Origin of the sequence: Absiella sp. AM29-15, assembly GCF_003434225.1 — a bacterium.
GTDB classification, from domain to species: Bacteria; Bacillota_I; Bacilli_A; order Erysipelotrichales; family Erysipelotrichaceae; genus Hoskinsella; species Hoskinsella hominis.
In genome coordinates this window covers 1043-14720 of sequence record NZ_QVFL01000008.1, presented here as the reverse complement: position 1 = coordinate 14720, position 13678 = coordinate 1043, and the positions used below count along the sequence as shown (strand labels likewise).

Here is a 13678-nt window from a genome sequence, read left to right as displayed (position 1 = left end):
AACTTTTCAGCCAAGTCTGCGGTTTCATCAGGGAAACCACGAAACGGTTCCTGACGGAGAATTGCCAGATAGTTGCCGGCACGGGCTTCTTCACTCAAATCGTGATAAAGATGCCACAGGGATTCTGACAGCTTCTGACGCTCATATCCGGGTGCTTCTACCAGTTCCACATTGGTTGCGAACTGACCATTTTCAAGAAGTTCTCCAATACGCTCGGCAACCGTTTCCCAAGAAACGATCTGCGCTCTGGGGCTGTCAATGGCAGAGGAACCCTTGGCAAGGTGGATACCGTCCTCGGCATACCACGCACAGATATTCCCACTATCTTCTTTCAGACCATAACCGCCGTGATAGACCTGCTTTAAGGTCTGAACGATTTCTTCCAGCGGCTTCTGCTTCATATATTCCAGTGCTACGACTTTTCGGGCTTCATCGGTATTGCTGCCAAGCAGAAGGAAATGGTCGATTTCTTCCTGGGCAAAAGAAAAAGCAGAGGGCGTAAAGCTCTCTGCTCGGTCGATAAAACTGATTTGTTCATTTTCGGAGAGAAAAAGGTTCAGACTCAGCTGTTGATAAGCTCCGTCATCACGACTTCCTCCGCCTGTGCTTTCAGGCTGTTCATGTGCTGCACCCACGCCATCTGCTGCGTTTCTTTGTCCGGTGCGGGGCTGTCCTTCAGGTACTGCTCCATCAGAAACTCTACTCTGGCTTTCGCCGTTTCCTCGATCTCCCACAGGTGCGGGAACAGGCTCTCCGTCAGAATCATGTCGTTCAGGAGCATCGGATTGTTCTGCTCCAAAAATGCTCGACGCATCCTGCCGTACTTGCCCAGAGTTTTCTCTCCCTCGTTCTCCAACTGAAGGTTCGGAATCTGATAATCTCCGACCTGTCTGTAAGTCATCTCGCTCATAATCTGCACTCCTTTCGGTAGCTTTAATCTGCTCATGTTCTCCAATCGCTTTTTCGATTTCCTGAAACATCCTTGTACTGATGGCATTCACCGCAGTGCCAAGGGCATTTACCGTCTGTCTGGTGTTAAAATCAAACACCTTCTGGAAATCCTCATGCTCGAAGTAGTTATCGGGACTTTCCACGAACCGGCAATACATCGTATAGGATACGCTGTTTGCCACCGCATTTTTGAAAGCTACTTCGATGTTGAGTTCATCATACTCCTCAAGGAAGCTGTTGGCAACGATGTCGAGAAACTGCTTTTTGTAATCGTCCCAATACTCAGCCGCCAGTGCAGATGCAATATCTTCAAGCTGTGCTTCCAGCACCCCGTCAGCGGCAACACCGAAGGTACGCTCCATCGCTTCCATGATATAGGAGCGGTTTTCAGGCGTCACCTCCCACGGTTTCAGTTCCGGGGAAGAACGGCGAACGCCGGTATCCGCCACATCAAACACATAGCGCAGATACGGTTTATCCCTGTTCATCACAAACAGGGCAATACCGGTAGAACCACGCTTTACATATCTGCGGTAGTTTTCAGCGTTCCAGTCCTCATAAGGCTTGCAAAAGGTCGCATTGGGGCGCTGAGCATAGATCATCACCTGTTCCGGATAGGTGAACTCATAGTTGCGGGACATCGTTCTCAAAAACGAAGTCCAGTTATCTGTGTTCGAGGTGATTTTCCCAATCGTTTCTTTTGCTAACCCGGAATAAAATCGCTCTTTTGCGTTCATTGTATCCCTCCAATCCTATCAATCCGGATAAAGGTTCAGCTTCTCAAAGGCGGCATCGTCCATGGCTGAAACTTTACGGAGAACCGAGTCTGCCAAAGCAAAAAGCTCTGACTCGTCCTCCGAAAGCTGTTCCTTCATCAGTGTCAGTGCTTCACGTAGCCCTGACCTTGTGCCAGGGCTGTAAAGCATCATCATGTTCCGCTCATCTTGTGTGAAATCCATCATTCAATCTCCCTTTCCGGGTGGCTCTTGGGAGGTTTATGGGAAACATCCGGCACGGACTTTTCCTTTAACTGCTCCAACACCGAAGGACGTTCCTCTAATCCAGGCGCTTTTCCGTTATTGATGATACCGTCAAGCATCCCATAATCATCTTCCATTGCCATCTCTGCGTTTTTCAGGTAGTTTTCGGACTTCATAAAGTTTTCCAGCTTCTGAAACCCGACAGAATCTACATAGTGAAAGGATACCTCACCGGCTACCTTTAAGGCTACGATGTCGCTGACCGACATACTGTGACCACGGAAATCATTCGGGTGGTCAATATTGAACTTCACATACAGATCTTCCAGCTGCCGATTCACATCCTCGGACATAGAAATGGAGCCATGATAGACCACCTCGTAACGGTCAATCTCCGGCTCCATTTCTTTCTTTTGAAGGTAGCTGTAATTTGCAAACATGAGCGGGATATTATCGTCTACATCTTCCCGCAGCTGAAGAATCGCATAAGAATCCGTGGGGCTTTCCAGAAAAGCAACCATTTTGTCATCCGGGGTGGTATTTCCGTGAACATCATCCCATTTTTCGTTTTTCATATCGGTGTCCTCCTTATCGTTCAGGCTCTTTACGTTTGGGAGAGGGACTGGCAGGCGCAGTTTTCTCTGCGGCCTGTGCCAGTTTTTCCATGACCGACTCACGCTTCGGAGAGTCGATCTTATCCAGCTGACTTTTCAGCACTTTGGCAACCTCAGTCGCAGTTTCCTCACGGGCTTCTGCAATGGCTGTATTCAGAAACTCACGATACGGAGCCGTATTACCGGCAGCAAGATCTGCCTTGATTTCTTGGATATGCGCCTGCACATCATCGACCTGATCCATATATTCATAGGGGTCGAAGTTCTCTGCAAAACGGTCGAGCTTAAAAGCAAGCTCTGCGATAGGGTCATTGACCACCACCGCCTGTCTGCCGACTTCAAAAGCCTGCTCCATGACATCTTCATAGAACATCACCCGCAGCTCCCGGCGCTCCAGTCCAAAGGATTCCAGAATATCCCGGCGGACTTCGATCATGGACAGTTCATGGTTATCGACCTGACCGCCATCAATCTCGTTATAGTTTTCATCTAACAGGGTGTAGTCATAACCATCTTCGCAGGTCTGCACCGCAAGGATTCTATCCTTTCCGACCTTCCATGCGGCTTCATCGCCCATAATTTCAGGCTCCGCCATATAGCTTGCACCGTTGCGCTCCATAATCTCTGCAAACTGGCAGATATGAAACACATTGTATCCGATCTGCGTATGATACTCGTCAATGAACGTGCAGGGCTTTACAATCGTTTCATCTGGGTAGTGAATTTGCACACAGCTACCATCGGGGATATGAAACAAATCCTTATAATGGCTGTCGATAAATCGGATTTCCTTACCATTCGGGTTGTACTCATTCGTCATTTGCGCTTTCCTCCATTATCAAATTCCATGCTGAACTTCGTTTTGCCATCTTCCGATACCTCCATAAACACGGTGGCATCAAAGGTGTTGCCCGTCCTTTCGGACTTGCAATTCTTGAGATTTACCTTGCCGGAACCAAGCAGTTTCTGTGCCGTGGCAGAAGTCATGCTCTTGCCGATGCTCGCAAAGTAGCGATTGTTTTTCCAGAGGGCAAATTTGCAAGCTCTGTTGGAACAGAAAAACGCCTTGGCTTTGTCCTCTACAGCACTGCCGCAGAGCGGGCATTTGCCGATAGAATTGGCTTCTTTCGACATCAGAACCTCAGAATCACGGATCACTTCATAGTTCTGAATCAGACCGGCAATCACATCTTTGATCTCGTCCATAAAGTCCTCGCTGGCATATTCGCCTTTTTCAATGAGCAACAATTTTTCCTCCCAATCCGCCGTCATGGATGGGGACTGAATCTGTTCCGGCATGACTGTTACCAGAGCCGTACCCTTGTGAGTCGGAATCAGGTGTTTGGTTTTCTTATCGCCTTTACGCTCCAAAAAACCGATGCGAACCAGCTTCTCAATGATACCTGCACGGGTCGCAGGAGTTCCCAAACCTTTGCGCTCCACCTCATCAGGCATTTCGTCCGCACCGGCAGTTTCCATCGCAGAAAGCAGCGTATCCTCGGTAAAGTGTTTCGGGGGAGAAGTTTTTCCTTCCTTGATTTCCGTGCCGCTGACGGTCATTTCGTCACCAACGGAAACAGAAGGAAGTGTCTGCACGTTTTCGTCGGATTTTGTCGAATCATTTTTCTGAACCAGAGCTTTCCATCCATCCTGCACAACAGTTTTGCCTTTGGCTGAAAACACGGTACCGCCACAGTCCAGCTCAATAACTGTCTCTGCGTATCGGTGCGGATCGCCAATAGCTACGCACAACCGATTCGAGATCAGTTGCAAAATTGCAAGTTCTCCTTTGGGAAGTTCATTCAAATTGCATTTTTGCAATTCTCTGGTCGGAATAATGGCATGGTGGTCTGTGACCTTTTTGTTATTCACAACCTGCTCCGCATGAATAGGTATGTTATCCACACTCGGAGAGGAGAATGTGTGGAAAGCCAGTTTTACGAGGTCGGGCAGGCTGTGCGCCATATCTTCCGTCAGGAACCTGCTGTCGGTACGGGGATAAGTGACCAGTTTCTTTTCGTAGAGGTTCTGGGTGTAGTCCAAGGTCTGCTGTGCCGTGTAACCCAGCACACGGTTGGCTTCTCTCTGTAAACTGGTCAGGTCATAGAGCGCAGGCGGCTTTTCTGTTTTCTCCTTACATTCTGCTTTGGTGACGATTGCTACAGAACAACCGTTGCAGATAGTTTCAGCTTCGGACTTTTTCTTGTAGCGTTCACTTGATGCAATAAACCCGTCCAGTCCAATCTGAACCGTGTAGAACGGTTCGGGCTTGAATGCGGAAATGGCGGCTTCCCGCATGACAGCCATAGCAAGGGTAGGAGTCATAACACGACCAACATTCAGGGTCTGCCCGTAAAGGGTCGAAAAAAGTCGAGTAGCGTTAATGCCAACAATCCAGTCGGCTCGCTCTCGACACAGTGCTGCTTCATACAAAGCATCATATTCAGCTCCAGACCTGAGATTTTCAAAGCCCTCCCTGATTGCTACATCTTCCATCGAAGAAATCCAAAGCCGCTCAAACGGCTTTCTGCACCCGGCTTTATGATACACCAATCGAAAGATCAGCTCGCCCTCACGACCGGCATCTGTTGCACACACAAGACTCGCAACATCTTCTCTGGCCATAAGTTTTTTCAGAATCCCAAACTGTTTTTTCGTACCGACAGAAACCTCGTACTGCCAGTTCATCGGGAAGATAGGCAGGTCTGCATAAGCCCATTTGCTGTACTTCGCATCATAGGCTTCCGGCTGTGCAAGCTCCACCAAATGCCCTACACACCAACTGACCACATATCCGTTTCCCTCTAAGTAGCCATCCTCACGCTTGGCAGCACCTAACACTTTGGCAATGCTCTGTGCAACCGAGGGCTTTTCAGCCAAAACTAATTTCATTTGCATCTGCTCCTTTCGCAAAAAATAAGCAGCCACACACCGTAGTGCATGACTGCTATGTAAAGAACTGTATTCTGTTTTAGTTCTACAAACTGGAAGTTGTCACTCTGTCAGTCGATTCTCCTCTCCCCAAACGCAGAGCTGATCCAGCACAGTCATCAGCGATTTTCCTCGTTCCGAAAGCGTATATTCCACCTTCGGCGGGATCTGCGGATACTCGGTGCGGACGATCAATTTGTCCGCTTCCAGCTCCTTGAGATTCGTGCTGAGGGTCTTGTCGGAAATGGTTTTCAGATACCGTTTCAGCTCATTGAACCGCACCGTCTCAAACTCCATCAGGCAGTAGAGAATGACCATCTTGTGCTTGCCGGAAATCAGTGACAGCGTGTAGGCAAAGCCAGTGTCCTCAAAATTGGCGTTCTCGATATAATTCTTTATCATTTCACTTTCTCCTAAGATAGTACCTATCATAATAGTCAGTACTTGAATTTCCGTTTTACTCGGTTATAATTATAAGCAGGATGAACAGTCCTGTCAATCTGATCACAAGGAGAAGTTATCATGAGAACAAAACTGAAAATCACCGAAGGCATTTTCCCCATGCCGGTTCTGATGGTTGCGACTTATAACGAGGACGGCAGCGTGAATGTCATGAACGCCGCATGGGGTACCATGCAGGAGCGGGACACCGTTGTTCTGAACCTCACCGAGACACACAAGACCGTACAGAACATCAAGGCACGGGGAGCATTCACCGTCAGCATTGCCGATGCTGCCCACATAGTGGAAGCAGACTATTTCGGCGTAGAGTCCGGCAATAAGGTCGCCAATAAATTTGCCCGCAGCGGTCTGACCGCCAGCAAAGCAGAAACCGTAGATGCCCCTGTCATCAACGAGTTCCCGATCTGCCTGGAGTGCAGGTTCATCGAGTATCAGAACAATGAATACGGATGCGGCGTCATCGGCAAGGTGGTCAATGTCACTGCCGATGAGAGCGTTATGGTGGATGGAAAAATTGATATGTCTAAGGTCAACGCCATCGCATTTGACCCCTACACCCACGGCTATTATAAAGTCACCGAGCGTGTGGGCGAAGCATTCCGAGATGGCTTAAAGCTGAAAAAGTAAGGTGTGTAGAAAAGGAGCTTTCGCATAAGCGAAGGCTCCTTCTTAAAATATGTGGATTTCACAAATTCCGGTTTGTCACTTTGTCTATGCTACAAATTATATCACATCGGTTTTTGAAAAACTACTTCTATATGTAAAGGCAACCCGAAGGCTGCCCCAGGCATCAAGCCTATCCTGTTTACACAGGTTCATTATCATCTTCATCGACGGAGCTATCTGCATCATCGTCCTCAAACTCCGGATCGTACCCATAGTCCTCGTCATCGTCCACATAATCAGCATCCGGATCAGGCTTTGCCGCTTCCTGTTCCTTCTTCTTTTCCTGGACTTTCTTGAATACGAAGAATCCGCCGCCACAGGCGAGCACAATCAGAGTGAGAATCGCCGGAAGCATATTCGTGGATTTCGGCTTTTCCTCTGGAGTAGGTTCTGTAGTTTCAGGAACCGTTTCAACCACTTCTGGCTTTGTTTCCTCAACCGGCTTGGTGAACTCTGCTACTTCCTTCTCGTCCATCAGCTTGAGCAGGTCAGCTTCATCCACCTGATTCAGAAAATGCACGGTTTCCTCGCCCTTATCATCACGGTCAATGATGATATAGAAGTAGTTTCCGTTTTTGGTAACGGCAGTAATGAATTGCTTTCCACTTTTCGTAGGTGAACCAACATCGTCAACCAGAGTCAGATTGCCGTCAGGAGTAAGGGCAGGTTCGCTTGTGTCCGTGTTCTGCATGAACGCACTCATAAACATCATAAGCAGTGCCATATCCATTTCGCTGTTCTGCTCGGCTTTTTCAATCAGTTCCAGATAGTCGCTGTGAACATAACCGTTCTTTTCGGGCACAGTGATCTGATACCAGTCACCCTCAACACCGACTACCACAACTTCCTCGCCGGGTCGGAGCTGGTCGATGATTTCATAATTCATGCCTGCACCGGTACGCACATTCAAACGGGAACCGCTCGTTACCACCTTGCCAGTTCCCATGTTATTATCCTCGGATTCCTCTGCACCGTAAGTCCATTCCTTACCATTGAAAGAGAAAACCACCGTGCCATCCTCATTGACGGTCACGGTGTAGGGAAGTTCCTCGGAAGTCTTATCTTCGGTCTTTTCAGGGACAGTTTCCACGGTTTCTGCCTTTTCCGTAGTAGTGGTTGTTGCACTCTCATCGGAGTAGGCAAACACCGTTGTCGAAAACACACCCATGCACATCGCAAGTGCCAGCAACATGGCACTGAATCTCTTAAATCTCATTCTGCGTTTCCTCCTCATTCATAGTATTGATCGTATCAGGCTTCGGAGCCATATCCGCTGCAAACATACGGAGCAGCTCGGAAAGCTGTTCGGGATTCAGGTTCGCAGCATGAACCATTTCGTGAATTTCGGAATTTTCCTCCTCACGGTATCTGCGTTCCAGGTCTTTCACCTTAGCATCCCATTCTGCCCGCTTCTTACGGGCTTTTTCAAGGTCTGCACCTATTCTGTCTAACTTGGCACTCAATCGCCATCCCTCCTTTAGTTTCTGATTCTGCCGAAGCAGTAAAAATGCTGTTGCCAGTAATTCGATTCGATAGAAGCGTAAGAAATCGGGTTTCCGCAGTGGATCATCATACCATTGCCAACATAGATACCAACGTGTGATGCGCCGGAGGTATCATAAGTGCCTTGGAAGAAAATCAAATCTCCCGGCTTGGCAGAGCTTTTGGGGATAATATCGCATACGCCCATCAAACCGTTTGCGGTCAATCGTCCAACACTCCAACCGTTGCCGCAGTGATTGATTACATAGGAAACAAACCCGGAACAGTCAAAGGAGGTGGACGGGCTGCTGCCGCCCCACACATACGGGTATCCAAGATATTTCTCTGCTTCCCGAATCATGTTGGCAAATCTTGTGTCCGTCAGAGCTTCTCCCGGAATATCATAATCGGTGTACTCGCCGCCAGGGGTGGCGTAAATGTCATTTCCGAAAATATCCGGTCTGTTGCCCCTTGTCTGAAGCAAAATTCTATATCGCTCCATATCATCTTCCGACAATCCGGAATTTGAAATTACGCTGTTCAATCCCTTATTTCTGAGCTTCACTTTCAGAATATAATATTCGTAATCTTCTTCCTCTGTTGTTGTCTCTCCCGTTTCGGGATCAGTAGAAGATGTTGTTCGTGTACGAATCTCTACTACTTCTGTGAGGGTCAGCTCATATTGTTGCTCAAACAGCCATTGCAGGGTGGCCTGCACCTCATCTCTGGTGTAGTCCTCGAATTTTACCGTCAGATATGCCGCAAGCTCGTAAGGATTGTGGTTGATTTCATCAAGGTCATACCGGTACTCGTCATATCCGCTATGAGTACGCTCGATATTATTGATTTCATTGCGGAGCGCAGCTTCCAAAGCCTTGTAATCATTGTCCGCACCGATAATATCTTCCTCTTTTGCGGTAAAAGAAGTTCCCAGAATGATCTGTGTGCCGCCTTGGAACATAGCCGAACAAGACGAGAACATCCCTGAGAGGATCATAAAAAGCAGTCCGCCAATCAAAACAAACAGAATCGTTTTAGAGTGTGTGGTGCAGAACTCCGTTACTTTCTCTGTGATGTTCTTGGCTCCCTGAGCTGCTTTGCCCGTTGCCTTGCCTGCACCCTTGGATGCAGAAGCCGTTGTCGAAGCGGTATTCTTACCGGCTTTGGCGGCAGCATATTCTTTCTTGATTGCCCTTTTCTGTTGCCAACGGGAGAACGGGTTGGAACCGGCATCGGGGTTGTCCTTTTTGAACTTCTCATACAGGGCATTTACATTTGCTTTATCTGATTTCTCCACCAGCTTTTCTGCCTTGTCGTAGGCTTTCAGCTTGTGGCTGTAAACGGCATGATCGACGGTATAGGCAGTGGATTCAACAGCCTTGGTCGTTTCCTGCACAGCCTGAACGCCGATATTATCATCCTCATATTCTGACACCGCCTGATGTGCTTTGGATGTGAGCGTGACTGCGGCACCACGGCTTGCCATGTGCTTTGCCACAGATGGGCGCTCGATTTCCGTAAACTCTGCTTTTTCAAAACGGAGCTTTGCTTTACGGGAACCGGCTGCATCTGTTTCCAGCTTTAGCTTCGGCTTTGCCTTTTTGGAAGCCAATTTGTCTGCCGCTTTTTCAGCCTTATCAACCGCCTTATCTGCACGGTCGGCAGCTTTCTTCACATGAGAATCTGCAAGGTCATCTTCGGTAAAACGGAGTCGTGTAGGTCTTTTCGCCATACATTACGCCTCCTTTTCCTGTGCCACCTCGTTTAACTTCGTGGTCATAATGCGATACAGTTCCAGATCGGTCGGGAAACGGTCAATGAACGGCAGAATCACATTGCCATAGAACAGAAGCCCTTCGCCCTCACCGGAGTTGGTTACATAGGACAGCTGATGCGGCGAAATGTTCAGCCGCTGTGCCAGAATACTTCGGTCATCGCTTGCCTGATTCAGCATATAGATGAAATCAGAGTTTTCGAGGATGTTGGCAATCTCCGGGGAACGAAGCAGGTCTTTGACATTCTGGGTAATACCGGTCGGCAATCCGCCCCATTTACGGAATCGCTTCCAGATTTCTACGGAATAGGTTGCCGTCTGTTCTTCCTTCAGAAGCAGATGAAACTCGTCAATATAATATCTGGTCGATTTACCGGCAGAACGGTTGGCAGTTACACGCCCCCAGACCTGGTCCTGAACGATCAGCATACCGATTTTCTTCAGCTGATTGCCAAGCTCCTTAATGTCGAAGCACACCAGACGATTCTGAATATCCACATTGGTTCTGTTGTTAAACAGTTTCAGAGAACCCTTAACATAGATTTCCAAGGCGGTCGCTACATGATGAGCTTCCTTTTCGTCCTGCTTCAGAAGGGCATTATACAAATCCTCAAGGATCGGCATATTCTCAGGTGCAGGATTGTCGAAATATCTCTGATAGATCTGATGCACACAACGGTCGATAACCGTCTTTTCGATAGGCTGCAAGCCATCCTTACTGCCCATAATCAACTCACAGAGGGACAGGATAAAATCGGCTTTCAGTGCTACGGGATTGTCATCCTCAGAGTAGTTCAGGTTGATGTCCATGGGGTTGATATAGTTGGTACTGGAGGAGCTGATTTTTACCACCTGACCATTGAACTTGTGAACCAGAGCCGCATATTCCGCTTCGGGGTCGCAGATGATAATATCGTCATCCGTAACCAGGAACGCATTGGTGATTTCACGCTTTGCGGAAAAGGATTTACCGGAACCGGGAGTACCCAAAATCAGTCCGTTGGGGTTCTTGAGCTTCTTTCTGTCCACCATGATCAGGTTGTTCGACAGGGCATTCAGCCCGTAATAGAGCGTTTCCTCACCATTCTGGAACAGCTCTTGCGTGGTGAAAGGCACAAAAATAGCCGTGGAACTGGTAGTCAGACCACGACGAATCTCGATCAGATTTTGTGCCAAAGGCAGGCTGCTCATTAGCCCGGATTCCTGCTGAAAATCCAAACGACGCAGATTGCAGTTATGCTTCTGGGCGATGCTCTGCGCCTGGAACACGTTGTTCTCCAGTTCCTGCTCGGTGCGCCCGGTGTTCAGCACCAGAAATGTCACCATGAACATTCGCTCGTTCTGGCTCTGCAATTCTTTCAGAAGCGACTTCGCATCTTTGCCATAGGTAGCAAGGTCAGACGGGATAATGTCCATGTCATAGCCGGAACGCACAGCCTTTTTCTGTTCCTCGATTTTGGAACGGTCAAGCTCGGTGATGGTTCTCTTGATGGTCTTAATCGCCGCAGTCTGGTCAACCGACTGGATGTGCATGGTCACGATCTGCGTGGATTCCATATCCAGAAAATCCGCCAGCATACGGTCAGACAGGTCTGATGCCGTAATTGCCAGATAGGACATCGAGCCGAAGATGCTGCCCATCTGGAAGGTGCGATTGGTCTTAAAGGCAAATGCCGTCGGAGCAATGAAGTCCTTTACAGACAGCCCGGACTCCACAAGATACTTCCAATCGAAGAAGAACTTATCGTTATCGCCCATGTGGAACATGGAGTGCATCAGATGCAGCCGCTCTTTGCCGTTCATAGTAGTGGCAATGACACCCAAACGACGAAAGTTATTGAGCAGATCGTTTTCGATATGGTTGAGTCTCGGCTTTGCCTGTCGCATGGATTCGGCTTCAATGCCGAATGTCAGGTACTTGGTTTTGGTCAAGCCGTTGTTGCCCTGCGCCAACTGCTTTTTCAGCATCTGGCTATACTCGGCACGGACAGGATTGAAGCTGTCCTTCTTGAACGGGATACGGATACTCTTTTCAAAGCTCTCAGCATCGGTACTCAGGTTCATAAAGGAAAGCTCGAAGTGAATGGAGCTGTCAAAGAAATTCAGGAAACTGCACCACTCATCGAAGATGGCAGTCTTATCTTCCTGCTGTGCCAGCTGATAGTTGATGTCCTGAAACTGAATGGTCTTGGTGTAATAGCTGTCGGTGACACGGCAGATGCCATCCGGGAACATTCTCTGAAAGGGAATGGACTGCTGTGCAGTCTGCGGAATACCGTTGTCCTTCTTTGCCTGTTCCACAACAGCTTTAATTTCTCGCTGCTGCTTCCGATTCAGATTTGCAGGCATTTTGATGTTTCTTGCCTGCGGCTTCTTTTTGAAAAACAATTCGTTCAACCTCCTTTTCCAATTTGTACTGACGCATCAAAGCGTCATAATAGTTGTCCGTCTGATAAGGGCGAACCTTGGGACGAACGAATTTAGTCTGAATGAAGTGTTCTACAACCACCTCCAACGGCTGACCATCCTTTTCATACATTGCCAGAAAGAACAACGGCAACATGACGATCATCATGGACAGTGCTGCAAGGCTCACATTTCCGGTTGCTTTCACCAGAAAGAAAATCGGCACTCCGATGAGTGCCGCCGCACCAAAGCAAAGTAACTGCCGTTTCGTCAGATTGAAGAACACTTTTGTTTTTACCCTCGTCAGGTCACGAGGTACGGGAATATACGCTGCCAAACAATTTCCTCCTTCCCTTAGTGAGCGCTGAATACACCCTTCGCAAGCGAACCGGTCTTAAACAGGGTGAAGCACAAAAGGACGGTGTAGCCCATAACACCCCAGATAGAGCCGATGATGTCATCACTGAATGCGATAGACTGAATCAGCACCGCATAAATGCCTACGCAGATCATAATCAGGAATCCCTGAAATCCGATTGCAAACAGCGAACGCAGATAATTCTGTCCGATATTGCTTTGCTCTCTGTTTCCAAAGGTGGAAAGCGGAATCGGGGCAAGGCTGACCATCAGATAAATTTCAATCATTCGACCGTAGACGATCACAAAGATGATGATTGCCAAAGCGGACATCGTGACCTGTACGATAAAGGATTGTAGGAACAAGCCAAGCAAAGGACCCAAATCCATTGCCATCAGCGTTTCTTCCAGTGTTTCCAATGCCGAAGCATCTATGGCAGTATTTCCGGATATGATACCGGCGCTTGCGTTTATAACGTGCTGTGCCACATCGAACACAGCCATCGTGATATTGAATGTGTTTGTGATTAACATGACCGCAACAAAAGTCTTGAACACCCATTTGAAGAAGATCCAGGTTTCAAAATTTGCCAGATTGTTGTGGTCAATAATCATCTGAATTAACTCATAACAGGCAATGAAGGTCAGAATCAAGCCTGCTATTGGGATAATCACTGACTCGGAGATGTTTCGTACCATGGCAAAGACACCCGGCGAAAAATTCGCCGGGGTCATGCCAACGGAGGTTGCTATCTCGCCAACCTGGTTGTTGACGGACTCAAACATCCCCGACAGATTTCCCATAATGGCTGAAACGAGCATTTCTTTCAGCCAGTCTGTGATCTGTTGGAGTATGCTGTCCAAAGGCGATTACCTCCTTGTTTGTGATTAACCGAACAGTCCGGAGAGCAGAGGAACAAGGGTGGTGCCGATGAGGGCAACACCGCCGCCAGCCATGAGCTGTTTTATCCCCAATTAGGTGTAAAACTCTGCTCGATGGCGGGCGGCGGCGTACAAAAAATCTATATGGTATTTTTTAAGAGAACCGTCCCGGC

Annotated in this window: 14 protein-coding genes and 1 pseudogene; 2 read left to right on the top strand and 13 right to left on the bottom strand. The window is 48.2% G+C overall.

What is annotated here, in order from left to right; translation table 11 throughout:
• Positions 1 to 562: 562 nt before the first annotated feature.
• Positions 563 to 901 (bottom strand): TnpV protein, encoded by a 339-nt coding sequence (locus DW761_RS21415; RefSeq protein WP_233513080.1) that lies wholly within the window; start codon positions 899 to 901, stop codon positions 563 to 565.
• A 163-nt stretch (positions 902 to 1064) separates the two neighbouring features.
• Between DW761_RS21415 and DW761_RS21410 the strand changes: the two genes are divergently transcribed.
• A complete protein-coding gene (locus DW761_RS21410) occupies positions 1065 to 1658 on the top strand; it encodes a hypothetical protein (protein WP_233513075.1) in 594 nt (197 codons plus the stop codon).
• Positions 1659 to 1706: 48 nt separating this feature from the next.
• Here DW761_RS21410 and DW761_RS09480 read toward each other — a convergent pair whose 3' ends face one another.
• The 5 genes from DW761_RS09480 to DW761_RS09460 all read right to left on the bottom strand — a co-directional run bounded on the left by DW761_RS09480 (position 1707) and on the right by DW761_RS09460 (position 5878).
• Entirely contained in the window at positions 1707 to 1910 is a 204-nt protein-coding gene (locus DW761_RS09480; RefSeq protein WP_233513074.1) for a transposon-transfer assisting family protein, read from the bottom strand.
• Positions 1910 to 2506 (bottom strand): YodL domain-containing protein, encoded by a 597-nt coding sequence (locus tag DW761_RS09475; protein ID WP_117517823.1) that lies wholly within the window; start codon positions 2504 to 2506, stop codon positions 1910 to 1912. Before DW761_RS09475 ends, DW761_RS09480 begins: the two co-directional genes overlap by 1 nt.
• Before the next feature lie 13 nt (positions 2507 to 2519).
• The gene (locus DW761_RS09470; protein ID WP_117517821.1) at positions 2520 to 3365 is read right to left on the bottom strand and encodes an LPD16 domain-containing protein; all 846 of its coding nucleotides are present in this window, start codon (positions 3363 to 3365) and stop codon (positions 2520 to 2522) included.
• Positions 3362 to 5437, bottom strand: coding sequence for a DNA topoisomerase 3 (locus tag DW761_RS09465; RefSeq protein ID WP_117517819.1), 2076 nt, complete (start codon positions 5435 to 5437; stop codon positions 3362 to 3364). The genes DW761_RS09470 and DW761_RS09465 overlap by 4 nt, the downstream gene beginning before the upstream one ends.
• A 102-nt stretch (positions 5438 to 5539) precedes the next feature.
• Positions 5540 to 5878 carry a winged helix-turn-helix transcriptional regulator gene (locus tag DW761_RS09460; RefSeq protein WP_117517817.1) on the bottom strand — a complete coding sequence of 113 codons (339 nt, stop codon included), beginning with the start codon at positions 5876 to 5878 and terminating at the stop codon, positions 5540 to 5542.
• Between the two features lie 120 nt (positions 5879 to 5998).
• Here DW761_RS09460 and DW761_RS09455 point away from each other — a divergent pair, with 120 nt between their 5' ends.
• Positions 5999 to 6565, top strand: coding sequence for a flavin reductase family protein (locus DW761_RS09455; RefSeq protein ID WP_117517815.1), 567 nt, complete (start codon positions 5999 to 6001; stop codon positions 6563 to 6565).
• A gap of 178 nt (positions 6566 to 6743) precedes the next feature.
• Here DW761_RS09455 and DW761_RS09450 read toward each other — a convergent pair whose 3' ends face one another.
• The 7 genes and pseudogenes from DW761_RS09450 to DW761_RS09420 form a co-directional block, all read right to left on the bottom strand.
• Positions 6744 to 7820, bottom strand: coding sequence for a CD1107 family mobile element protein (locus DW761_RS09450; protein WP_117517813.1), 1077 nt, complete (start codon positions 7818 to 7820; stop codon positions 6744 to 6746).
• Positions 7810 to 8067, bottom strand: coding sequence for a DUF4315 family protein (locus DW761_RS09445; protein ID WP_002304378.1), 258 nt, complete (start codon positions 8065 to 8067; stop codon positions 7810 to 7812). Before DW761_RS09445 ends, DW761_RS09450 begins: the two co-directional genes overlap by 11 nt.
• Before the next feature lie 14 nt (positions 8068 to 8081).
• Positions 8082 to 9818: a C40 family peptidase gene (locus DW761_RS09440; protein ID WP_117517811.1), complete on the bottom strand. Its 1737-nt coding sequence runs from the start codon at positions 9816 to 9818 to the stop codon at positions 8082 to 8084.
• A 3-nt stretch (positions 9819 to 9821) separates the two neighbouring features.
• Positions 9822 to 12209, bottom strand: coding sequence for a VirB4-like conjugal transfer ATPase, CD1110 family (locus tag DW761_RS09435; protein WP_117517809.1), 2388 nt, complete (start codon positions 12207 to 12209; stop codon positions 9822 to 9824).
• Positions 12169 to 12603 (bottom strand): PrgI family protein, encoded by a 435-nt coding sequence (locus DW761_RS09430; protein WP_008791944.1) that lies wholly within the window; start codon positions 12601 to 12603, stop codon positions 12169 to 12171. Before DW761_RS09430 ends, DW761_RS09435 begins: the two co-directional genes overlap by 41 nt.
• A 17-nt stretch (positions 12604 to 12620) precedes the next feature.
• Positions 12621 to 13487, bottom strand: a complete 867-nt coding sequence (locus DW761_RS09425) for a VirB6/TrbL-like conjugal transfer protein, CD1112 family (protein WP_117517807.1) — start codon at positions 13485 to 13487, stop codon at positions 12621 to 12623.
• A gap of 24 nt (positions 13488 to 13511) precedes the next feature.
• Positions 13512 to 13595: pseudogene (locus tag DW761_RS09420) on the bottom strand (Maff2 family mobile element protein); the annotation flags it as partial.
• Between the last annotated feature and the right edge of the window lie 83 nt (positions 13596 to 13678).

Coding starts and splice junctions, on each gene's coding strand:
- DW761_RS09440 (WP_117517811.1), bottom strand. CDS start 9,818: ATGGCGAAAAGACCTACACGACTCCGTTTTACCGAAGATGACCTTGCA.
- DW761_RS21415 (WP_233513080.1), bottom strand. CDS start 901: ATGACTTACAGACAGGTCGGAGATTATCAGATTCCGAACCTTCAGTTG.
- DW761_RS09450 (WP_117517813.1), bottom strand. CDS start 7,820: ATGAGATTTAAGAGATTCAGTGCCATGTTGCTGGCACTTGCGATGTGC.
- DW761_RS09465 (WP_117517819.1), bottom strand. CDS start 5,437: ATGAAATTAGTTTTGGCTGAAAAGCCCTCGGTTGCACAGAGCATTGCC.
- DW761_RS09480 (WP_233513074.1), bottom strand. CDS start 1,910: ATGGATTTCACACAAGATGAGCGGAACATGATGATGCTTTACAGCCCT.
- DW761_RS09435 (WP_117517809.1), bottom strand. CDS start 12,209: ATGCCTGCAAATCTGAATCGGAAGCAGCAGCGAGAAATTAAAGCTGTT.
- DW761_RS21410 (WP_233513075.1), top strand. CDS start 1,065: ATGCTCGAAGTAGTTATCGGGACTTTCCACGAACCGGCAATACATCGT.
- DW761_RS09475 (WP_117517823.1), bottom strand. CDS start 2,506: ATGAAAAACGAAAAATGGGATGATGTTCACGGAAATACCACCCCGGAT.
- DW761_RS09460 (WP_117517817.1), bottom strand. CDS start 5,878: ATGATAAAGAATTATATCGAGAACGCCAATTTTGAGGACACTGGCTTT.
- DW761_RS09455 (WP_117517815.1), top strand. CDS start 5,999: ATGAGAACAAAACTGAAAATCACCGAAGGCATTTTCCCCATGCCGGTT.
- DW761_RS09470 (WP_117517821.1), bottom strand. CDS start 3,365: ATGACGAATGAGTACAACCCGAATGGTAAGGAAATCCGATTTATCGAC.